This is a genomic window from Micromonospora coriariae (assembly GCF_900091455.1).
Taxonomy (GTDB): domain Bacteria; phylum Actinomycetota; class Actinomycetes; order Mycobacteriales; family Micromonosporaceae; genus Micromonospora; species Micromonospora coriariae.
On record NZ_LT607412.1, the window covers coordinates 1,561,794 to 1,582,920 of the forward strand.

The 21,127-nt window shown below is 72.6% G+C and carries 23 protein-coding genes; 15 read left to right on the plus strand and 8 right to left on the minus strand.

From position 1 onward, the window contains the following. The first annotated feature begins 128 nt into the window (after positions 1–128). Genes GA0070607_RS07255 through GA0070607_RS07265 form a run of 3 tightly spaced genes read left to right on the plus strand, consistent with a single transcriptional unit; the run spans position 129 to position 2,534 of the window. Positions 129–1,283, plus strand: coding sequence for a sensor histidine kinase (locus tag GA0070607_RS07255; RefSeq protein WP_231930887.1), 1,155 nt, complete (start codon positions 129–131; stop codon positions 1,281–1,283). Continuing rightward, complete coding sequence (locus tag GA0070607_RS07260; RefSeq protein ID WP_089017492.1) at positions 1,280–1,963, plus strand: response regulator; 684 nt, start codon at positions 1,280–1,282, stop codon at positions 1,961–1,963. The genes GA0070607_RS07255 and GA0070607_RS07260 overlap by 4 nt, the downstream gene beginning before the upstream one ends. Before the next feature lie 31 nt (positions 1,964–1,994). Further along, entirely contained in the window at positions 1,995–2,534 is a 540-nt protein-coding gene (locus GA0070607_RS07265) for a DUF1697 domain-containing protein (protein ID WP_089017493.1), read from the plus strand. Between the two features lie 47 nt (positions 2,535–2,581). Here the strand turns inward: GA0070607_RS07265 and GA0070607_RS07270 are convergent, their stop codons facing one another. After that, entirely contained in the window at positions 2,582–3,556 is a 975-nt protein-coding gene (locus GA0070607_RS07270; RefSeq protein ID WP_089017494.1) for an MBL fold metallo-hydrolase, read from the minus strand. Positions 3,557–3,710: 154 nt separating this feature from the next. Next, on the minus strand, positions 3,711–4,634 hold the full coding sequence (locus tag GA0070607_RS07275; protein ID WP_089017495.1) for a serine hydrolase: 924 nt from the start codon (positions 4,632–4,634) through the stop codon (positions 3,711–3,713). A 52-nt stretch (positions 4,635–4,686) separates the two neighbouring features. Between GA0070607_RS07275 and GA0070607_RS07280 the strand changes: the two genes are divergently transcribed. From GA0070607_RS07280 to GA0070607_RS07290, 3 genes are all read left to right on the plus strand, one after another. Next, positions 4,687–5,652 (plus strand): LysR family transcriptional regulator, encoded by a 966-nt coding sequence (locus tag GA0070607_RS07280; protein WP_089017496.1) that lies wholly within the window; start codon positions 4,687–4,689, stop codon positions 5,650–5,652. Between the two features lie 133 nt (positions 5,653–5,785). After that, positions 5,786–6,637 (plus strand): aldo/keto reductase, encoded by an 852-nt coding sequence (locus GA0070607_RS07285; RefSeq protein WP_089017497.1) that lies wholly within the window; start codon positions 5,786–5,788, stop codon positions 6,635–6,637. Between the two features lie 79 nt (positions 6,638–6,716). Then, positions 6,717–7,412: a hypothetical protein gene (locus tag GA0070607_RS07290; RefSeq protein WP_089017498.1), complete on the plus strand. Its 696-nt coding sequence runs from the start codon at positions 6,717–6,719 to the stop codon at positions 7,410–7,412. A 77-nt stretch (positions 7,413–7,489) separates the two neighbouring features. On the opposite strand, the gene GA0070607_RS07295 is transcribed toward GA0070607_RS07290, so the two are convergent. Next, positions 7,490–8,020, minus strand: coding sequence for a nuclear transport factor 2 family protein (locus tag GA0070607_RS07295; RefSeq protein WP_089017499.1), 531 nt, complete (start codon positions 8,018–8,020; stop codon positions 7,490–7,492). A gap of 130 nt (positions 8,021–8,150) precedes the next feature. Between GA0070607_RS07295 and GA0070607_RS07300 the strand changes: the two genes are divergently transcribed. Further along, the gene (locus GA0070607_RS07300; protein WP_231931123.1) at positions 8,151–9,152 is read left to right on the plus strand and encodes a winged helix-turn-helix domain-containing protein; all 1,002 of its coding nucleotides are present in this window, start codon (positions 8,151–8,153) and stop codon (positions 9,150–9,152) included. On the opposite strand, the gene GA0070607_RS07305 is transcribed toward GA0070607_RS07300, so the two are convergent. After that, a complete protein-coding gene (locus GA0070607_RS07305; protein WP_089017501.1) occupies positions 9,110–9,946 on the minus strand; it encodes a helix-turn-helix transcriptional regulator in 837 nt (278 codons plus the stop codon). The two genes, GA0070607_RS07300 and GA0070607_RS07305, sit on opposite strands and share 43 nt — an antisense overlap. A gap of 102 nt (positions 9,947–10,048) precedes the next feature. Here GA0070607_RS07305 and GA0070607_RS07310 point away from each other — a divergent pair, with 102 nt between their 5' ends. Continuing rightward, the gene (locus GA0070607_RS07310) at positions 10,049–10,804 is read left to right on the plus strand and encodes an SDR family oxidoreductase (RefSeq protein ID WP_089017502.1); all 756 of its coding nucleotides are present in this window, start codon (positions 10,049–10,051) and stop codon (positions 10,802–10,804) included. Positions 10,805–10,884: 80 nt separating this feature from the next. Beyond that, positions 10,885–11,871: an aldo/keto reductase gene (locus GA0070607_RS07315; protein WP_089017503.1), complete on the plus strand. Its 987-nt coding sequence runs from the start codon at positions 10,885–10,887 to the stop codon at positions 11,869–11,871. A gap of 25 nt (positions 11,872–11,896) precedes the next feature. Here the strand turns inward: GA0070607_RS07315 and GA0070607_RS07320 are convergent, their stop codons facing one another. Then, positions 11,897–12,412: a GNAT family N-acetyltransferase gene (locus GA0070607_RS07320; RefSeq protein ID WP_089017504.1), complete on the minus strand. Its 516-nt coding sequence runs from the start codon at positions 12,410–12,412 to the stop codon at positions 11,897–11,899. A 145-nt stretch (positions 12,413–12,557) separates the two neighbouring features. Between GA0070607_RS07320 and GA0070607_RS07325 the strand changes: the two genes are divergently transcribed. From GA0070607_RS07325 to GA0070607_RS07335, 3 genes are read left to right on the plus strand one after another with little or no spacing between them, the layout of a single operon-like run. Then, positions 12,558–13,112, plus strand: a complete 555-nt coding sequence (locus GA0070607_RS07325) for an NADPH-dependent FMN reductase (protein WP_089017505.1) — start codon at positions 12,558–12,560, stop codon at positions 13,110–13,112. A gap of 42 nt (positions 13,113–13,154) precedes the next feature. Next, complete coding sequence (locus GA0070607_RS07330) at positions 13,155–14,168, plus strand: ATP-binding cassette domain-containing protein (protein ID WP_089017506.1); 1,014 nt, start codon at positions 13,155–13,157, stop codon at positions 14,166–14,168. Then, positions 14,165–15,022 (plus strand): ABC transporter permease, encoded by an 858-nt coding sequence (locus GA0070607_RS07335; RefSeq protein ID WP_089017507.1) that lies wholly within the window; start codon positions 14,165–14,167, stop codon positions 15,020–15,022. Before GA0070607_RS07330 ends, GA0070607_RS07335 begins: the two co-directional genes overlap by 4 nt. Here GA0070607_RS07335 and GA0070607_RS07340 read toward each other — a convergent pair. Next, complete coding sequence (locus tag GA0070607_RS07340) at positions 15,007–15,510, minus strand: SgcJ/EcaC family oxidoreductase (RefSeq protein ID WP_089017508.1); 504 nt, start codon at positions 15,508–15,510, stop codon at positions 15,007–15,009. The genes GA0070607_RS07335 and GA0070607_RS07340 overlap by 16 nt on opposite strands. Positions 15,511–15,538: 28 nt before the next feature. Here GA0070607_RS07340 and GA0070607_RS07345 point away from each other — a divergent pair, with 28 nt between their 5' ends. Beyond that, entirely contained in the window at positions 15,539–16,069 is a 531-nt protein-coding gene (locus GA0070607_RS07345; protein ID WP_231930888.1) for a MarR family transcriptional regulator, read from the plus strand. Here the strand turns inward: GA0070607_RS07345 and GA0070607_RS07350 are convergent. Continuing rightward, positions 16,033–19,410 carry an ATP-binding protein gene (locus GA0070607_RS07350; protein ID WP_089017510.1) on the minus strand — a complete coding sequence of 1,126 codons (3,378 nt, stop codon included), beginning with the start codon at positions 19,408–19,410 and terminating at the stop codon, positions 16,033–16,035. The genes GA0070607_RS07345 and GA0070607_RS07350 overlap by 37 nt on opposite strands. Positions 19,411–19,600: 190 nt before the next feature. Here GA0070607_RS07350 and GA0070607_RS07355 point away from each other — a divergent pair, with 190 nt between their 5' ends. Together GA0070607_RS07355 and GA0070607_RS07360 are read left to right on the plus strand one after the other, a co-directional pair. Continuing rightward, positions 19,601–20,056, plus strand: coding sequence for a helix-turn-helix domain-containing protein (locus GA0070607_RS07355; protein ID WP_197701242.1), 456 nt, complete (start codon positions 19,601–19,603; stop codon positions 20,054–20,056). After that, positions 20,049–20,417, plus strand: coding sequence for a DUF4180 domain-containing protein (locus GA0070607_RS07360; protein WP_089017512.1), 369 nt, complete (start codon positions 20,049–20,051; stop codon positions 20,415–20,417). Before GA0070607_RS07355 ends, GA0070607_RS07360 begins: the two co-directional genes overlap by 8 nt. Here the strand turns inward: GA0070607_RS07360 and GA0070607_RS07365 are convergent. Continuing rightward, positions 20,407–21,057, minus strand: a complete 651-nt coding sequence (locus GA0070607_RS07365) for an 8-oxoguanine DNA glycosylase OGG fold protein (protein WP_089017513.1) — start codon at positions 21,055–21,057, stop codon at positions 20,407–20,409. The genes GA0070607_RS07360 and GA0070607_RS07365 overlap by 11 nt on opposite strands. Positions 21,058–21,127 lie beyond the last annotated feature (70 nt).

The window sequence follows — 21,127 nt, forward strand, 5'->3', positions numbered from 1 at the left end:
GCCAGCGCTGACACTTGCCGGCCCTCCCGTGGGCGGAGTCCGGGCGCGACCGGTGACAGGCGTCGTACCCGAGGATGACGGCCCACGGGTGGACGCCCCCACCGCGGCTGGCCGATACCGTTTGTCGGGTGATCGCTCTCCTGCTGTCCCGGCGACTACGGCCGATGGATCTGTACATCCTGGACGCCGTCCTGGCCGTGGCGGTCGGCGGACTGCTCTGCCCGTACGCGGCGCTCGAGTCGCCGCTGCACGGTGGCGTCCGCGAACCGCTCTGGGTGTCAGTGCTCGTCGGATTGACTCTCGGGCTGCCGCTGGCCGTCCGGCGACGGTGGCCGGTTCCGGTCGCCATCGTGATCAGCTCGATCAGCACAGTTGCCCTGGTCACCGGCGTGATTCCGAACTTCGCGGCTGCCGCGCCGGCGTTCGCCATCGGCCTGTCCTTCTACACGGTGGCCGTGTCGACGACCACGCGCCGATCGATGCTCTGCGCCGCCGGTTGTCTCGCTCTGGTGAGCGTCGCGCTGGTGCTGACCGCGGGCGACCTCTGGTCGCGGACCGGGGCGGTCGCCTACGCCGCCGTCATGATCGCGCCGGCCTGGCTGATCGGCTGGCTGATCCGGGAGCGACGCGCCCTGGCCGCCCGTCAGAGTGAGAACCTGGTCCGTCAGGCCGCCACCGAGGAGCGACTGCGGGTGGCGCGCGAGCTGCACGACGTGGTGGCGCACACGCTGAGCCTCATCGTGGTGAAGGCGGCCGTCGCAAACCACGTCGCCGAGGCCGACCCCCGCGAGGCGGGCGCCGCCCTGCGGGTGATCGAGGAGACCGGCCGCAGCGCGTTGACCGACGTCCGTCGGGTGCTCGGCGTACTGCGGGAGGGCACCCCGTACGCCCCGACGCCCGGGTTGGACGAGTTGCCGGTGCTCGCCGAGCAGGCGGCGATCGGCGGTGTCGACGTACGGCTCGACGTAAGGCGGGAGGAGGCCGGCGCGGTGCCGGAATCGGTGGGCCTGGCCGTGTACCGGATCGTGCAGGAGGCGGTGACCAACGTGGTGAAGCACGCGGCGCCCGCGGCCTGCCGGGCGACGGTGACCGTCCTGCCCACCGAGGTGCGGGTGGAGGTGACCGACGACGGCCGGCGACCGGTGTCGACCGTAGGGGAGGGACACGGGTTGATTGGCATGCGTGAACGGGTGGCGTTGCACGGTGGGGAGTTCCACGCCGGACCACGCTCCGACGGCGGCTTCGCGGTGACGGCCAACCTGCCGTACCGGGTGGCCGCGTGATCCGGGTGCTGATCGCCGACGACCAGGCGCTGCTGCGCGGCAGCTTCCGGCTACTGGTCGACCTGGCCCCTGACTGCACCACCGTCGGGGAGGCCGGCACCGGCGCGGAAGCCGTCGCGCTGACCGCCGAACATCGGCCGGACGTCGTGCTGATGGACGTACGCATGCCGGAGATGGACGGCATCGAGGCGACCCGGCGGATCTGCGCCGATCCGGCGACGGCGGCCACCCGGGTGCTCATGCTGACCACCTTCGACCTCGACGAGTACGTCTACGGCGCAATCCGGGCCGGGGCCAGCGGCTTCCTGCTCAAGGACACCCCACCGGCAGAGCTGCTGACCGGCATCCGGGTGGTGGCCGCCGGTGAGGGACTGCTCGCGCCGACGGTGACCCGTCGGTTGATCGACGAGTTCGCCCGGCGGCCGGAGCCGGCCCGGCCACTGCCGCGTGGGCTGAACGGGGTGACCGAACGGGAACGGGAGGTCCTCGCGCTGATCGCCCGGGGCCTGTCCAACGCCGAACTCGCCGCGCACCTGCACCTCAGCCCCGCCACCGTGAAGACGCACGTCGGGCGGCTGCTGACCAAGCTGGCGGTACGCGACCGGGCGCAACTCGTCATCGTCGCCTACGAAACGGGCCTGGTGGGTCCCGGCGGGTTGGGGCCGGCCGACCTACGCTGACCGGGTCGGCTTGGCAAACGAGGAGGACGCCATGACCCGCTACGTCGCCCTGCTGCGCGGGGTCAACGTCGGCTCCACCCGGCTCGCGATGGCCGACCTGCGCCGGCTCGTGACCGACCTCGGGCACGACGACGTCAGGACGTACCTGCAGAGCGGCAACGTGGTGTTCGGCAGCGGTGTACGCGACGCCGAGAAGCTGGCCGCCGGGATCGAGCGGGCGCTCGCCGACGAGCTGGGGCTGAGCGTGTCGGTGCTGGTACGCAGCGCCCGGGAGCTGGCGGCGGTGGCCGGCGGCAACCCGTACGCCGAGCGGGAGGACGACCCGACGAGGCTGCTGGTGGCCTTCCTCGCGACCGCGCCGAAGAAGTCCACAGTGGATGCGCTGACCGTGCCCGGCAGCGAGAACGTGGCGTTCACTGTGACCGGCCGGGAGGTCTTCCTGCACTACGTCGACGGCGGTTACGGGCGGTCGAAGTTCACCAACGCGTACCTGGAGAAGAAGCTGGGCGTTGTGGCCACCTCCCGGAACTGGAAGTCGGTGCGCGCCCTCGCCGAACTGGCGGCCGGCTGACCCGGCGGGGGTCGCGCCGGTCCGGCCGCGACCCCCACCCGGGCCGGTCAGAAGTGGTACGCCGTCTCGTACTCGGGCACCAGCACCCGGCTGCGCGGCGAGATCCGCCGCACCGCGGCGATCATGTCGTCCAGCCGGATGCGATCGGCCGGGGCGACGGGCGGTGGGTTCTGCAGTTTGGTCTCGAAGTTGTCCCAGTGCACCGCCACCACGACCTTCGGGTAGTCCAGGCCGGCCAGCAGCCGGGGCAGGTAGTCGCCGGTGGTGGTGGCGTTCTGCATGGCCACCATGGCCACGTCCGGCGCCAGGCCGGTGAGGTTGCGCTCGGCGACGTCACTGGCCCCGGTGAAGTAGACCGACGGCCCGCCGTCGACCCGCAGCAGGTAGCCCAGCGTGTCCCCCTCCGGCAGGTCACCGATGGTCGCCGGCTGCGCCGGCTGGCTCACCCGCACGCCGGGAAAGGCCACCGAGTACGAGGGGTTGCGGCTGTGCAGGGAGCCGACCACCTCGACGCTGTGATCACCGAAGTCCAGCACCTCGCCGCCCTTCACTGCGCTGAGCTGCGTCGACGGCACCCCGTAGGCCAACCCCAGGTGGTACGCGGTCAGCGTGCCGAACACCCGCGCGCCGGTGCGCCCGGCGATGTGGGGCACGTCCATGAAGTGGTCCCAGTGGGTGTGCGTGACCAGCACCGTCATGGCCCTGTCGACGCGAGCGTCGATCACGTCGGTGCGCACGGTCAATGCCGTGGTCGGATTGAACGGCCCGGTGAACAACCCGGTGTCGATCCGGCTGAGGTACGGGTCGACCAGCACGGTCCGGTCGCCGATGTCGACGCGCCATCCGGCCGTACCCCACCAGCGAAAGCTGACCGCGCCGCGGCGGCGGGTGGTCGGCGCGGGGGCGGCGGCCGGCGGCGCGGCCTGGGCCGGGGTGGCGGAGGTGGCGGCGAGGCCGCCGGCGGAGACCAGGGCGGTGGTGGCGGCGTCGCGAAGAAAGCGACGGCGGTCGAGACTGGGCATGCGGATCTACTCCCCGTGGTCCGGTGACTGGTCGGCACGAGCCAACCAGCGCCACCGGGCTCCGGTCCAAGATCGAAGGCCGCCAGCTCCGATACGTCGCCGCATATCGGGCCTGTTCAGGGACGGTGCGCCGATGCCCGAACGGCTGAAAAGTTCAGTCGCCGCGCAGCGCCTCGACGGCCGTCCGCGCGGCGTGTCCCATCGCCAGGTCGACGTCGATCCGGCGCGGGGTCAGCCGATCGGAACGGGCGAAGACGGCGATGGCGTACCGGCCGCCGTCGAGGTATTCGGCGACGCCGGCTTCCAGGTGCAGGCCGGGCAGGGTGCCGGTCTTGCCGGACACCCGGACGCCGGGCGGGAACCCCGCGGCCAGCCGGGTCCAGAAGATCTGCCGGGCCATCCAGGTGCGGACCATCGCGCAGGCCTGCGGCGGCCCGGCCTCGTCCCGCCAGATCAGGGTGAGCAGCCGGGTGATCTCCCGAGCCGTGCTCGACGTGGTGCGCGCCGGGTCGAACACCCGCATGGTCCAGACCTGGTCGTCCGGCAGGGTCGGGAAGATCCGGGCGAAATCCGCCTCGTTCCGCGCGCCCACATCGGCGAGCATCCCCTCGACCAGATCCCGGGGGCCGCCGAGCACGCGGGTACGGGTCAACCCCAGCTCGGCGGCGAGCATCGGCAGCAGGTCCGGGCCGACCCGGCGCAGCAGCAGGTCAGCGGCCGTGTTGTCGCTGACCGACATGGCGAAGTACGCGAGGTCGCGCAGCGACACCTCGGCGTCGTCGGTGCAGCCGGCCAGCCCCCACCCGCCGAGCCGGTCGGCGGCGGTGACCTGGATCCGTTCGGTCGGGTCCAGCTGACCGGCGACGACCTGCCGGGCGAACTCCAACACCAGCAGGATCTTGAAGATCGAGGCGATCACCACCTGCTCGTCGGCCCGCACCCCGACCTCCCGACCACCGGCGACCTCGCCGCCGTGCTGCTCGGCGGTCAGGTCCACGCCGTCCAGGTCGACGGCGTGCAGGCTGGCTGTCACCCCGACCTCGGCGAAGATGGCCCCGATGCGCTCCCCCACGTCCACCCCGGCACGGTATCCAGCGGCACGATGCCGGCGCTGGCGTAGGGTCCGGGCCGTGGACCTGCTCCGACACCTGCGGCACTTCGTGGTGGTCGCCCACGAGCTGCACTTCGGGCGGGCCGCGGAGCTGCTCGGGATGGCCCAGCCGCCGCTCAGCCAGTCCATCCAACGGTTGGAGCGGGAGCTGACGGTCGAGCTGTTCGACCGGTCCCGCCGCCAGGTGCGCCTCACCACCGCCGGTGAGCTGCTGCTCGGCGAGGCGGAGGAGTTGCTCGCCGGCGAGGGTCGGCTACGCAACCTGATGGGGCAGGTCCGCGCGGGTGAGCTGGGCGTCCTGCGGGCCGGGGTGCCACCGGAGACGCCGGCGGTGACGCTGCGCGCGCTGCTGGACGGGCTCACCACCCGGGCGCCCGGCCTGGACGTGGAGCTGCAGGAGCTGACCAGCGGCGAACAGGTGCGGATGCTCACCGAACGGACCCTGGACGTGGGGCTGGTGCACCACCCGGTGGCGGCGGACGGGCTGCGCTTCGGCGCCCCGGTCGACGTACCGCTGGGGGTGCTGCTGCCGCGCACCTCGCCGCTGGCCCGCGGCCGGGAGGTGCCGCTCGCCGCGCTGGCCGGCCTCGACCTGGTGGCCGCGCCCCGGGCCACCGCGCCGGGCTGGCACGACCACCTGCTGGACGTGTGCCGCCGGCACGGCTACCGACCCGCGCGGGTCCGGCCGGCGCGCAACCCGGAGTTCCTCTTCGCCCTGGTGCTGGCCGGTGGCGCGGTGGCCGTCGAGCCGGCGACGGTGGCCCGCCGGGAGCCGCGGATCGCCTGGCGGCCGATCGCCGGCGCGCCGCTGGCGAAGCGCACCTCGGCGGCCTGGCCGGACCGGTCGGCGCACCCGGCGGCGCCGATGTTCGGGCAGCTCGCCGCCGAGGTGCTCACCGGCGCCGAACCCCCGCCGCCCGCGCCCGGCACCCCGTCGGTGCCCGCGGCGCGCCCCTGGCCGGTGCTCTTCGACACGACCGGGTGAGCGGGTCCACGTTGCGCTCGTCACCCTGAGAACGGCGGTGAATCCACCTCCCGCTCGGGTAGGGATAACAGGTGGCACGCGTGGACGTGATTGCGCGCCCGGGTGCCTCGGACGAAGACGCGAAGGAGCCGCAGTGGCCAACACGATTCCCGACATCAGCCTGAACGACGGCACGACCATCCCGCAGCTCGGCTTCGGGGTGTTCCAGATCGAGCCGAAGGACACCGTCGCGGCGGTGGCCAAGGCGCTGGAGGTGGGCTACCGGCACATCGACACCGCCGAGATGTACGGCAACGAGGCCGAGGTGGGCGAGGCCGTACGCGAGTCCGGCCTCGACCGGGACGCGGTCTACATCACCAGCAAGCTGAACAACGCCTTCCACCGCCCCGACGACGCCCGCAAGGCGTTCGACTCGACGCTGGCGGCGCTGAAGATGGACTACATCGACCTGTTCCTGATCCACTGGCCGCTGCCGACCCTGTACGACGGCGACTACGTCTCCACCTGGAAGGTGCTGGAGGAGTTCCAGCGCGACGGCCGGGCCCGCTCGATCGGCGTGTCGAACTTCCAGGTGTCGCACCTGCGGCGGCTGGCCGCCGAGGCGGACGTGATGCCGGCGGTCAACCAGATCGAGGCGCACCCGTACTTCGGCAACGAGGAGGTCCGCGCCTACGGCCGCGAGCACAACATCCTCACCGAGGCGTGGTCGCCGATCGCGCAGGGCAAGGTGCTGGGCGACCCGACGGTGGTCGACATCGCCGAGCAGGTCGACCGGAGCCCGGCGCAGGTGGTGCTCCGCTGGCACGTGCAGCGCGGCGACATCATCTTCCCGAAGTCGACCACCCCGAAGCGGATCGAGGAGAACACCCGGATCTTCGACTTCGAGCTGGACGACACGGCGATGGAGCGGATCACCGGGCTGGACAAGGGCGAGGCCGGTCGGCAGGGCCCGAACCCGGACACCTTCGCCTACCTGCCCGCGTAACGCGACGGCTGGCGACGGCGCACAGAGAAGGGGGGCCCGGTCGGGTCCCCCTTTTCGTGTGAAAGGACCGCCCCCTGCGATGTCGCTCCGCCGCTCCACCCTTGCTCTGCTGTCGTTGCTCCTGCTCGCGCCGGCGGCCTGCGCGCCGAGCCAGGCCGCCGAGGCCCCCCGCTGGTCCGCGCCGGCGGCGTCGGCCTCGCCGACCCCGCCGAAGCCGCGCCCGGCGCCGACCTCCACCGCCGAGGTCCGCAGCCGGGTCACCAAGGCGATGCTGAACCTGGACGCGAAGTTCAACCCGGAGACCGCCCAGTACACCGACGAGAACACCGACGCGTGGAAGCTGATCTCGTTGTGCAGGGCGAGCCTGCCGTCGGACATCAAACGCACCGCCTACCGGGAGCGGCTCTGGGACGGCGAGACCGTGTGGATCCGGCAGTACGTGGTCGGCTACCTGAAGGTGCCCGGCCGCAAGCTCGCCGACGAGCTGCGGTCCGTCCTCTCGACGTGCAAGCAGTACGAGGTGCCCGACGACGGACGCACGTCGACGATCGTGCGGCCCTCACCCCCGCCGGTGCCGAACGGCCCGGACGTGATCACCTTCTGCGAGCGGTTGAAGGGGAAGGCGACCCGGCACCAGTGCACCCTCTTCCTGGTGCGCGGCAACTTCGTCATGGAGGTGGACGCCTCGGCGAGCAACGGCGACCTGGCGGCCGGCACCGCGCTGATCGCGAAGATCGCGCCGCTGGCAGTGGCCGCCCTCGAGAAGATCGCCTGAACGTCGCCGCGGGACGGGCGCCACCGCTGTGGCACCCGCCCCTCCCCCCTGCTGACGACCCCTCGGTCAGCCCCCGGTCAGCTCCGGCCCACGGAGTCCTGGTTCTGCAGCACCAGCCACCGGCCTTGGTGGTAGGTGTAGCTCACCCCGATCAGCAGCGGCACCCGGACGCCGGACGCCGGCACCGCGTAGACGGAGTCGAACAGCACGAAGCCGGTGTGGCAGCCCACCACGGTCTGCTTGGCCACGCTGAACGACTGCGTCCAGGAGTCGTCGGCGAAGAACCCGCGCAGCCAGTCCACGGTGGCCCGCTTGCCGTCGAGCACCTCCCCGTCGGAGGCGAAGACGGAGGTCACCTCGGGGTGCAGCAGGGCGGCGAAGCCGTCCAGGTCACGCCGGGCGGTGGTCTCCACGTACGCCCGGACGGCACGGTCGAAGGCGCGCTGGCAGCCGCGGGCCGTCGCGTCGCCGGTCGTGGTGTCGCCCGGGCCGGGGGTGGCGGCCGACACCGCGGCGGGAGCCGAGGCCAGCAGGCCGGCGGTGAGCCCGAGCAGGGCGATCGTTCGGCCGAGCCGGCCGGCGGGGCGGGCGGAGGCAGGTGGGCGCATCGGGTTCTCCTCGCAACGAGTGGCTGTGCCGTCGCAGCCAACCCGGCCCGGCGATCCGCCGGCCAGTGATTCGAACCAGCTCGAATGCGGGCCGCACATAGATGCCGCCGCTTGTACGATCCGCGCTGTGATGGTCGCGCATCTGGACGGCCCGAGCCTCGCCCGGCTGCGGTTGGCGATCTCGCCGGCCTCGGAGGTGACGTCCTGGCTGCGGGCGGCGCTCTCGCGGTTCGGGCATCCGGTGCACGGCGATCCCGGCCCGGCCGCCCGCGCCGCACTGCGGCACCCCGACGTGGCCCTGGTCGCGGCGCTGGTGACGCCGCCCGGCCGGCTCGGTTACACGCCGGACCTGCTCACGCCGAAGCCGCCGCTGGGCCCGCTCGACGCGGTCTTCGACCAGCAGTTGACGGCCATGGCGGCGACGCCCGCCGACGAGGTGGCGACGCAGGTGCACGAGCGGTTCCCGGCGGGCGCGATGCCGGCGCGGGTCCGCGCGGCGGTCGAGGACGGCACGCTCGCCCGGCGGGTCACCGACGGGCTGCGCCACTTCTGGCGGGCCGCGCTCGCCGAGCAGTGGCCGGCGGTGCGGGCCGCGCTGGAGGCCGAACTGGCCGCGCGGGCCACCACCATGGCCACCGCCGGGGTGGGCGGCATGCTGAACAGCCTGCACCCGAAGGTCGGCTGGACCGGCAGGTCGCTGACCATCGACAGCTCGTACCGGATCACCACGGCGCTGACCGGCGCGGAACTGGTGCTCGCGCCGTCGGCGCTGGCCTGGCCGCAGCTGTCCACCCAGCTCTGCGACGAGGGCAACGCTGTGCTGGTCTACCCGATCGGCGCCGGGCGGGCGCAGCCGCGCCGGGCGGGCCGGCTCGGTGACCTGGTCGGTGCGAGCCGCGCGGCGATCCTCGCGGACCTGGACGTGCCCCGGTCCACCGGGCAGCTCAGCGAGCGGCACCGGCTGGCGCCGGCCACCGTCTCCTACCACCTGGGGGTGCTGCTGCGCTCCGGCCTCGTGGTCCGCGCGCGGGAACGGCACAGCGTGCTCTACCGGCGGTCCGAGCACGGGGACGAGCTGGTCGGCTGCCGTCAGGGCGCGACGCGCTCGGCGAGCCGACGGAACACCGCCTGAGTGGGTGAGCCGGGCTCGGGGACGTAGACGATCATCCGCTGGTCGGTCTCCGGCACGTGCAGCACCCGGCACTCGAACTCCAACGCCCCCAGCTCGGGGTGCGGCACCCGCTTGACGATCGGGCGGCGCTCCTCGACGTCGTGCTCGGCCCAGAGCCGCGCGAACCGGGGCGAGGTGCCGAGCAGCTCGGTGACCAGCTCGCGGATCGCCGGGTCGGCCGGGTAGCGGCCGTAGGCGGCCCGCAGGTCCGCCACTGTGCTGCGGACGAAGCAGATACTTTCCGCGTCGGACCAGCGGCTGTCGGTCACCGGGCGCCGGAAGGTCCAGCGGATCATGTTGCGGTCCGCGTCCGGCACGGCCGCGAGGTCACCCACGAAGTACGTGGCCAGACGATTCCAGGCCAGCACCTGGTACGCGGCGTCGACGAGGTACGCCGGGGTCTCGGTCATCGCGTCGATCAGGTGCCGCAGCCCCGGGGTCACCTCCCGGCTCGGTCCGCCGACCGGCAGCGGATTCTCCCCGGCGATCCGGAACAGATACTCGCGCTCGTCCCGGCTGAGCAGCAGTGCCCGGGCCATCGCGGCGAGCACCTGCCGGGACGGGTGCGGCCCCCTGCCCTGTTCCAGCCGAATGTAGTAGTCGATCGACATACCGGCGAGTTGGGCCACCTCCTGGCGGCGAAGCCCGGGGGTGCGTCGGCGTTCGCCCTCGGGGAGCCCGACCTCGGCGGGGCGCAGCCGGGCGCGGCGGGCGCGCAGGAACGCCGCCAGTTCGTCACGACGTAGGTCGGTCATGCGTCAAGCGTGCCTCAGCCGGCGCCGGCGAGGGTGGTACCGCCGGTCCCAGCCTCGGCCGGTCTCTCCCTCCGGGCGGGCCGGACGGGCAACGTCGAGGACATGACGACGAACACGATCGCCCTGATCACCGGGGCCAACAGGGGAATCGGCCTGGCCACGGCCGAGCAGCTCGGCGCGCGGGGCATGACGGTGCTGGTGGGTGCCCGGGACGCCGAGCGGGGCCGGGCCGCGCAGGAGAAGCTTCGCGCCGGCGGCGCGGACGCCCGGTTCGTGCCGCTGGACGTCACCGACGCCGAGTCGGTGGCGGCCGCCGCGAAGCTGGTCGAGTCGGAGTACGGCCGGTTGGACGTGCTGGTCAACAACGCCGGCATCATCCTCGCCGACGGTACGTTGGGGCTGCCCAGCGAGACGACCGTGGCGACACTGCGCCGCGTGTTCGAGACGAACGTTTTCGGGGTGGCGGCGGTGACCAACGCGCTGCTGCCGCTGCTGCTCCGGGCACCCGCGGCCCGGATCGTCAACGTCTCCAGCGAGGTCGGCTCGATCGCGGTGATGACCGACCCGGACGGCGCGCTGTTCGCGCTGACCTCCGTGCCGTACCCGTCGTCGAAGTCGGCGCTGAACATGCTCACCGCCATGTACGCCAAGGAGCTGCGGGACACCCCGATCAAGGTGAACGCGGCGAACCCGGGCTACTGCGCCACCGACCTCAACGGCAACAGCGGCTTCCGCACCGCCGAGCAGGGCGCCGAGGTGAGCGTGCACCTGGCGACGCTGCCGGCGGACGGGCCGAGCGGGCTGCTCTGGGGCTTCCAGATGGACGCCGGCGGCGGGTACGGGGTGCTGCCCTGGTGAACGCTTGACCTGGAGTGCGCTCCAGCCGGCAGGGTGGCGTGCGGGCGCCCACCGGTAGGGCGCACGGAAGGAGAACCACCATGCTGTACCGCACGATCGGCACCGACCCGGCGACCCGGCGCGAGGTCAGCGTGCTCAGCCTCGGCGCGATGCTGTTCGGCAGCGTCACCGACGAGACCACCTCGTACGCGATCCTCGACCGGTACGTCGAGGCCGGCGGCACCTTCATCGACACGTCGGACAACTACGCGTTCTGGGTGGACGACGGGCAGGGCGGGCAGAGCGAGGAGCTGCTCGGCCGGTGGCGGCGCAGCCGGGGCGTCGGCTCCGAGATCGTCATCGCCACCAAGCTGGGGGCCCGCCCGCTGGCCCCGGGGACCAGCTACCTGGACAACGCCGAGGGCCTGTCCGCGAAGGTGATCCGCGAGTCCGCCGAGCGCAGCCGGGACCGGCTCGGCGTGGAACGGCTGGACCTGCTCTACGCGCACATCGAGGATCGGACGGTGCCGCTGGCGGAGACCGTGGAGGGCTTCGCCGAGCTGGTCGGCGAGGGAACGGTGGGCCTGCTGGGGGCGAGCAACCACCGGGCGTGGCGGGTCGAGCGGGCCCGCGCGCTGGCCGCCGCGGCCGGCCTGCCCGGGTACGAGGTGCTCCAGTACCACCGCAGCTACCTGCCGAACCGCACCGACCTGGCCAGCGCGCTGGACCCGGACGGCGAGCCGGGTGGCGTCAGCGGCGACCTGCTCAGCTACCTGCGCGCCGAGCCGGAGCTGACCCTGGTGGCGTACTCGCCGCTGCTCAAGGGAGCGTTCACCCGGGCGGACAAGCCGCTCAGCGAGGCGTACGACCTGCCGAGCGCGCCGCGCCGGCTGGCCGCGCTGCGCGAGGTGGCCGGTGAGACCGGCGCGACGGTCAACCAGGTGGTGCTGGCCTGGTTGCTGGGCGGCGACCTGCCGTCGATCCCGCTGGTGGGCGCGTCCTCGGTGGCTCAGCTGGAGGAGAGCCTGGCCGCGGTGGACCTGGAGCTGACCGCCGAGCAGCGGCACCGCCTCGACACCACCTGGTGACCCGTCAGGCACCGTCCCGCCGGCGTCAGCCCGTCGCCGGCGGGGCGGTCAGGTCGAGCTGCCAGTCGTTGGCGCGCATCATGTGCCCCGGCGGGTATTCGAAGCCGGTCTCGCCGAGCAGTGTGAAGCCTGCCTTGCGACAGACCGCGTTCGAGGCCGGGTTGTCGACCGAGGGGTAGGCGTGCGCGTAGCGGCGGGTCCGCCGGGCGCGGGCCACGTCGGCGACCGCGAGCACCGCGGCGGTGGCCAGCCCCTGTCCCCGGTACGCGGGCAGCACCGCCCAGCCCATCTCGTACACCGGCTGCTCGCGCCACTCCCGGGCCCAGTAGCCGACGCTGCCCGCTCGCGCGCCGTCCGGCAGCACCAGGGTGAACATGCAGCCCTGCCCGCCCTCGGCGAAGTGCACGTAGCGGTCGTGCCGGGCGAGCACCTGCTCGTCGGTCTCCGGCCCGCCGGTGTGCTTGCGCGTGTCCGGTGAGTTGAGCTGCCGCAGCAGGTCGAGGTCGTCCTCGTGCCACGGTTCGATGCGTACCTGCGCCATCGCGCCCCCTGTTCCTCGGCCCCAGTCAAGCCGATGGCTCTGACATCGGTCCCCGAAACGCCGCCCGCTAGATCCGATCTGGCGGGGCGCCGGCCGTCTCCTCGCGCCTGCTGGGTGAGACCGAGAGGCCCGGGGGGGGGAAACGATGACGCCGCTCAGGATCGCCGTGATCATCGGCAGCACCCGGGAGGGGCGGGCCGGGGACCGGGTCACCCGCTGGTTCGTCGACCAGGCCGAGCGGCACGACGACCTCGCGGTGACGGTCGTTGACCTGACCGAGTACGACTTTCCGGCCAGCTACCCCGCCGAGCCGACCGCTTCCATCCGGGCGTTCGTCCGCGAGGTGAGCCGGGCGGACGCGTTCGTAGTGGTCACCCCGGAGTACAACCACAGCTTCCCGGCACCCTTGAAACAGGCGATCGACTACGCGTATGACGAGTGGCAGGCCAAGCCGGTCGGCTTCGTGTCGTACGGCTGCCGGTCCACCGGCCTGCACGCGGTCGACCAGCTGCGCACGGTCTTCACGGCGCTGCACGCGATGACGGTGCGCGACGTCGTCGGCATCGACCTGCTCGCCGGCGAGCAGACGCCGCACTGCACCGACGAGCTGCGCCGCGACGCCCGCGTCCTGCTCGACCAGCTCCGCTGGTGGGGTCTGGCGTTGCGCGACGGCCGCGCCGCCCGGCCCTACGTCTCCTGAACGCCGCCTCCTGAACACGACGACCGATGAAAGGTAAGGATCATGAGTAGACGCACCACCGGCCTGGCCATCGAGGCCGAAGGGCTCACCCGCTCGTTCGGGGACACCCGGGCGCTGGCCGGCATCGACCTGCAGGTGCCCGCCGGCACCGTCTACGGCCTGCTCGGCCCGAACGGGGCGGGCAAGACCACCGCAGTGCGGGTGCTCGCGACGCTGCTGCGACCCGACGGCGGCACGGCCCGGGTCTTCGGGCACGACGTCGTCACCGAGGCCGACGCGGTCCGCAGCCGGGTCAGCCTCACCGGCCAGTACGCCTCGGTCGACGAGGACCTGACCGGCACCGAGAACCTGGTGCTCCTGGCCCGCCTGCTCGGCCTGCGCAAGCCGGCCGCCCGCGAGCGCGCGGCGGCCCTGCTCGCCGCGTTCGGCCTGACCGAGGCGAGCGACCGCCAGGTGAAGAAGTACTCCGGCGGGATGCGGCGGCGCATCGACATCGCCGCCAGCATCCTCAACACCCCCGACCTGCTCTTCCTCGACGAGCCGACCACCGGCCTGGATCCGCGCAGCCGAAACCAGGTGTGGGAAATCGTCCGGGCCGTGGTGGCACACGGCACGACGGTGCTGCTGACCACCCAGTACCTGGATGAGGCCGACCAGCTCGCCGGGCGGATCGCGGTCGTCGACCACGGCCGGGTGATCGCGGAGGGCACCCCGGGCGAGCTGAAGTCGTCGGTCGGCTCCGGCACCGTCCACCTGCGACTGCGTGACCCCGGGCAGCGGCCCGAGGCGGAGAAGGTGCTCCATGCGGCATTGGGCGTACCGGTGCAGCTCGAAGCCGACCCGGTCGCGCTGCTCGCCCGTGTCGGCGAGGCCGGCAGCGACCTCGACGCCAGCGCGCAGGCCGCCCGCGCGCTCGGCGACCTTGCCCGCGCCGGCATCGTCGTCGACGACTTCTCCCTCGGCCAGCCGAGCCTCGACGAGGTCTTCCTGGCCCTGACCGACCACCCTGCCGTGCCCGCCGACGAGCGGGACGACCAGCTGGAGGCAGCCCGATGAGCAACGCCACCACCACCACGACCGAACGGGCGCCGTCGGTCTACGTGCCGTCCGCCGAGGCGCTGGCGACCGTGCTCGCGCCCGGTGCCCGACCGCCCCGACCGAGCGCGCTGGGCGCGTCGCTCACCTTCGGCTGGCGGGCCATGTTGAAGATCAAGCACGTGCCGGAGCAGCTCTTCGACGTGACCGCGTTCCCGATCATCATGGTGCTGATGTTCACGTACCTGTTCGGTGGCGCCCTGGCCGACAGCCCGCGCGACTACCTGCAGTTCTTCCTGCCCGGCATCATGGTGACCAGCGTCGTGATGATCACCATGTACACCGGCGTCGGCCTCAACACCGACATCGAGAAGGGCATCTTCGACCGCTTCCGGACGCTGCCGGTCTGGCGGCCGGCCGCCCTGGTCGGCATGATCTTCGGCGACGTGCTGCGCTACATCCTCGCCGCCCTGGTGATCCTCGGCGTCGGGCTGGCGCTCGGGTTCCGGCCCGACGGCGGGGTGGCCGGCGTGGCCGCCGGGATCGGGCTGCTGGTGGTCTTCTCGTTCGCGTTCTCCTGGGTGTGGACGTTCTTCGGGCTGGTCCTGCGCAGCGAGAAGTCGGTGATGGGCGTCAGCATGATGGTGCTGTTCCCGTTGACGTTCCTGAGCAACGTCTTCGTCGAGCCGAGCACCATGCCCGGCTGGCTCCAGGCGTTCGTGAACGTCAACCCGGTGACGCAGCTGGTCGCCGCCGTCCGCGCGGCGATGGCCGGCACGTCGGATGCGTCCAGCACGATGTGGTTGCTGGCGTGGAGCGCCGGGTTCGTGGTCGTCTTTGGCACGCTGACCATGTACCGCTACAACCGCCGCTGACCCTGCTCTGACGCCCGGCCGACCCCAAGGCGGCGTGCGGCGTGGCCCATGGCCTGAGCCATACGAGAGGGTAGCGATTCCGGGGCCGGGATTCGCACCGGGCGCACCCTTCCGTTGTGTAGAGCCGTGAACAGCCAGCCATGTTCGGTGCGCACGGCGACCAGCGTCTGCCGGGACAGGCGTCGCTTCGGCAGCTTCGCACGCCAGGGCATCAGCACCGAGGCCGTGCCGTGGAGGATCGCCACCCCCGGAGCAATGTGCCGGATCGACTCGAGGTCGCCGACGAGTGCCGATCCGGCAAGCACCCCCCGGAAGAGCCGGTCGTGAGCGTTCTGCATGTCGAGTCGTCCGATGGCGCGGGTGCCGTCGTAGGAGACGTAATCGGAGTCCTCGGTGAAGCAGGCGCCGTAGGCGACGGCGTCGTTGTCGGTCCAGGCCTGCATGAGCCGGTCGAACAGATCCCTGAGGTCACGGTCGTCGGCTGTCATTGTGCGCTCCCCGTCTGATATCGTTTCGATGACCGAAGACTACGATATCAGAAGGTTTCGAATGTCGAAAGATGCACTGATCCGTGACGTCGCGATGCACGTGCGGCTGCTCCAACAGAGCTTCGACGCCTTCGAGGAAGCTGCCGCCGCTCGGCTCGGGCTCAACCGCACGGACCTTCGCGCGCTGGATCTCCTCCTGGCCAACGGTGGTCCGATGTCGGCGGGGGAACTCACCAGCGCCCTCAAGCTCAGCCCAGCTGCGACCACCACGGTCATCGACCGCCTGGAGCGGGCCGGCCTGGTCAGCCGTATCCGGGACTCCGAAAACCGACGGCGGGTCCTGGTCAGCGCCACGGACGCCGCACGCACCATCGAACAGGACATCTACCTACCCGTCGGCGCCGCCGGCGCACAGGCCCTCGGCAGGTACGACGAGGACCAACTCGCGACGATCCTCGACTTCCTCCACACCGCCAGCCAAGTGCAGGAAGAGCAGGCGAGACGGGTCAGTGAACCACCGGCTCAGAGCCGCCAGGGAAGCGGCTCGGGCGGCAGATAACGGCAGGTGCTCCCGGTCGAGACGGACTCGCGCAGGTGTCCGGCGAGCGCCGGATGACGCTCGTCGAGCTTGCGCAGCGTGTCCCGGATCCGCGCGGTCACCGTCTTGCGGGCCCGCTCGGCCTCGTCACCCAGCCGGCGGCTCCGACCGGCCAGCCCGGCGGCCGCCCGCAACTCGTCGAGCAGTGCGCCGCGTTCCACGTCCAGCGCGGCCACCTTCCGGTCGTCGCCGCGCGCGGCGGCCCGGTCGATCTCCTCGTCGAGGCGCTCCAGGTGCCGCCGGTAGCGCGCCTTCGCCTCGTCGTCGAGGACCGGGTCGCCGCCCATCCGTCGGGCGGCGGCCAACTCCGGACCGGCGGTCGGATCGAGCAGCTCCACTGCCGGGACGTCGCTGCCCGGCCGGCTCAGCAGCAGGTGCAGATCGTGCAGCCCCTTGGCGTCGGGCAGGTGTACGACAGCTCCGGCGTAGGCGAGCTGCCAGACCAGCCCGTCGCGGCGGAACTCGTACTCCTCGACCGGCGCTGCGGCCGGCGCGACCTGGCGCAGCCCGACGGCCTGGCCTGCCCCGGCGCGGCCCGGTTCGACGATTTCGCCTGGCGCAGCGCGTTGGCCCTGCGCGGTGGCCTGACCCGACGCGGTGGCCTGGCCCTGCGCGGTGGCCCGGCTTGGCGCGAGGCTCTGGCTCGGCGCGACGGCTGGGGTGGCGGCGGCGGTGGGTGTCGGGCCGGCGAGCCGGTCGAGCACCTGGGCCATGCCGAGGGCGGTGGCCTCCCGGGCGGTGGCGGTACGCAGCGCGGCCAGTGTCTCGACATCGCCCGGGTCGCCTCGGCCGGCCAGGGCGTTCGCCAGTCCGGCGCGGGCGATGAGTGACCAGGGCCGCGAGCCCATCCGGTCGGCGGCGTCGCGGGCCGCCGCGAAGCCGGCGATGGCGTCGTCCCAGCGCTCCTGCGCGGCGTCGACCACCGCCAGCCAGTGGTCGACGGGCCCGCTGATGTCGCAGCCGAACAGCCCGACCGTCCACTCTCCACGGTGCGGGGCGAGGGCAGCTCGTGCGTCGTCGCAGTGCTGCGGGTCGCGGGACGCCGCGGCGGCCTGCGCGCGTAGCCGCAGCCAGAGCGGCGACACCGGGCGCGGGTACCTGATGTCGGCGGCCTCGATGCCGGCGGTCAGCCGGACGGCCGTCTCGTCGTCGCCGCGTTCCGCCGCGGTGATCGCCCGCAGCAGCTCCCGGTAGGGGTAGTCGGCCGGGGCCAATCCGTCCAGCAGTACGTCGACCTCGTCGAACCGGCCCTGCAGCAGCAGCCGGGACCAGAACAGATGATGGCCCATGAACGCGAACTCGGCGTGGCCCGGGTCGGCGATATCGGTGAGGACGGCGAACCGCTCGTCGGCCTCGGCGAAGTCACCCCGGAACGCCGCGATGATTCCACTGTCGACGGTCGCTGCCATCCTGTGCCGGGCGAGGTCGTCTTGACCGCCGCCGGTGACAAAGGAGCTGAACTCCTCGACGAAGCGGGGGTCGCCCAGTTCCAGCAGCGCCACCCAGCGCAGCGAGGTGGCCCACAGCTCGGTCTCCCGGTCGCCGGCGCGGCGGGCCACGTCCCGGATCTCCGAGGTGAGCGCTGCCCGGGCCGCTGCGGTGCCCAACCCCCAGGTGGTGTCGTGGCGGGCCCACAGGCTGAAGGTGAGGGTCTCGTCGTCGCTGCCCCGACGGGCGATCGTCTCGGTGGCGGTGATCAGGTCGGCGATCAGCGTGCCAACCGGCGCGGTGCCGTCCGGCTCGCCGATCAACCGCCGGTACGCCTCCCGCACCAGCTCCGCCGCCTCCACCGAGCGCCTGGTCTCCACCTGGCGGGAGCGGTGGACGGTGAGCGCGACGCGGGCCAGCAGCACCGGATCGTCGAGCGTACGGGCCAGCGTCGCGGCCTCGGCGAAAATTTGACCTGCCTCTTCCCGGCCGGCGTGGTGGTAGAACACCTCACCGAACTCGACGAGGATCCGCACCCGCTGCGCCGGGTCTTCGACGACCTCCAGCGCCCGGTGAAAGTGCACCCCCGCCTCGTCGGTGGCCAGCCGGGCGTGCGCGTCCCGCCCAGCGGCGACCAGCAGGTCGGTGACCCGGGCCCGGTCGAGCGCGGGGCCGGCCAGGTAGGCGTGACGGGCCAGGTCGGCCGGGATCAGCAGGCCGCTGAGCTCCGCCGGCGGGTCGACCGCCCGGACGACCGCGGCGTGCCGGGCCCGCCGGTCGTCATCGCTGAGCCCGTCGTAGAGCGTCTCCCGGACCAGGTCGTGGGCGAAGGCGAACCGGCCGCCACCCCGGCTGACGACCAGCCGGGCGGTCACCGCCCGGTCGAGCAGCCGATCGACCTGCGCCGCCGGGGCGGCCGCGCTGGCCGCCAGGACCTGACGGTGGAACTCCCGGCCCAGCACGGCGGCGACGGTGAGCGCCTCGACCACCGGCGCGGGCAACTGGGCCAGGCGGCGCCGCACCGCCTCCCGTACGCCGGGTGCGATCGTGCCGCCCGCACCGCCGGCGCGCCACAGCCGGGCGGTCTGCTCGATGAAGAACGGATTGCCACCGGTACGCCGGTGCACCTCGTCGACCAGGCCGGCGTCGGGCTCCCGCCCGGCGGTACGCGCCATCAGCGCGGCCACCTCGTCCCGGGACAGGCCGGTGAGGGTGACAGTGGTCGCCTTCGTGACCAGCGGCATCAGCAGTGGGCGCAACGGGTGCTCGCCCGACTCGACCTCCGCGTCGCGGTAGGTGCCGATCAGCAGCAGCCGTTCGAACCAGGTGTGCTGGGCGGCGAACGCCAGCAGCCGCAGCGACGCCGGGTCGGCCCAGTGCAGGTCGTCGAGGACGACCACGACCGGCCGGTGCTGGGAGACCGCGACCAGGGCGGCGGTCACCGCGTCGTACAGGGCGAACGCCTCGCGGTCGGCGATGTCCCCGCCCGTGTCAACGCCGGCCCAGCTGGCGGTGCGACCGGCCTGCTCGCCGCTGGTGTCGGTCTCGCCCAGCAGGGCCGCGAGAGCCGGCTCCGCGGTCGAACGCGCCACCGACCAGTCGTCGGCGGATCGCTGCAGGCCGCGCAGCACCTGAACCCACGGCCAGTAGCCGGGGGCGCTGTCGGAATCCCAGCAGGCGGCACCGAGCACCAGTGCTCCGCGCTGCCGAGCCTCCCGCGCCGCGGCCGTGACCAGCGTCGTCTTACCGATGCCCGGCTCGCCGGTGACCAGGACGAGGCCGCCGTGGCTGGTGGCGGCCCGGTTAAGCTCAGCGCGCAGCAGACCCGCGGGATGATCCCGCCCGATGATGGCGTCGCCGAGCCGCGCGTCCATGGTTTCCAGACGGTACTGGACCCGTCCGACACCCGGGGATCCTCAGCGCGGTTCTCCGCCCGCAGCTCAAGACGCATGACGTCGTGGGGAGTGTTCGCAGGCCCTTTGGAGCTGATGTCGTCAACGACTCATGCTGAGCGTGCTCCTCATCACTCCTTAACCTTCCCTATCTGAGTTAGGGTAGGGAGCGATGAAGGAAGACATGTACTCCGTTGAGCAGGTTGCCGAGCGGCTCGGGCTGCACGTGCGTACCGTGCGCGGCTACATCCGCTCCGGCCGGCTGAAGGCGGTGCGGATCGGCAAGCAGTACCGGATCGCCGCCAGTGACCTCGACGCGCTCACCGGGCGGACCCGAGCCACCACCGGCACCGCCACCGGGCCGGCGGAGGTGTCGAGCATCGTGCAGATCGACGGCGTCGACCGGGCCGCCGCCGACCGGCTCGGCACGCTCGTGCTCGCCAGCGCCAACACCGGCCACGACCCCGCCAACCCTCTGCGGGTGCAGACCGTGCACGACGAGGAGCGGCGCCGCATGAAGATCATCATCCTGGGCGACCCTGCCGCCACCGCCGAGTTGCTGCACCTGCTCGACGCCGTACTCAACGCCGACAACGGCCTGTTCGACCGGGAGGTCAACGATGCCTGACGAGGTCCAGGAACGCGCCGGGGTCCAGGTGCTGGTCTGCGACCCGGCCGGCCCGCCGGTCGCCACCGAGCAGGACGCGCTGGACCTCATCGGCGCGGCCTTCCTCGGCGCCCAGGTGGTGGCCGTGCCAGCCAACCGGCTCGACGAGCGCTTCTTCTCGCTGGGCACCCGCTTCGCGGGCGACGTGATGCAGAAGTTCGTCAACTACCGGATGCGACTGGCGGTGGTCGGCGACATCTCGGCCCACCTGGCGGAGAGCTCGGCGCTGCGCGCCCTGGTGCACGAGTCGAACCGGGCCGAGCACATCTGGTTCGTCCCCGACCTCGACGCGCTCGACGCCCGCCTCCGCGCTATGTCGTAGCCGCCCCAGCCCCGTTGCGGACAGTCATCTCCACCTCGTCCGGCTCAACGCCTCGGGCCTGCGCCTGCTCGGCCGCCCAACGGAGGTACGCGAGCCACTCCTCGGACAACCAGTCGGCTTGACGGCCGACGCCGGCCTCGACGGGGAGACCGCTGGCCACGACGCGGTCGAGGATCAGCGGCTGCAGACCGCCGGCCCCGCGCCGGTAGCCGGCGAAGTAGAGAACCTTCGTGAACAGTCCCGGCCCCAACCACGGCAGGCGAGCGTGGTTGGGGTCGCGGAAGCGGCGGTACGCCGTACGCAGCGCGTCCTCGTCGGGTGCTGACGCGGACACCTCCTCTAGCGCGTACGCCAGACGTTTGCCCTCCGGGTCGGCGCCGAGCGACCTGGCGGCGCGCCACGGGCCGTAGCCGATGGATCCGTAGCCCCAGATCAGCACGGCGGTCAGCAACTGGCGGGGGCTCGCGGAGCCGGTCCGGTACGCATCGGCCACCGCGAAGACGTCGCGCCGCCAGATTTCGCCGCTCGACGGGAAGTTGTCCGGCCACGCGTCCGGCGGCAGCGCCACCCGCCACCGGTCCGGATCGACAGTGATCGGGGCCGGCTCCCCCGGCAAGGTCAACTCGTCGGTCATCGTCATGACTGCCTCCCTCGAATCGCGGAGCAGCCGCCCAAAGCAGGCATGGGATCTCCGTCGCCCGAACGCTATG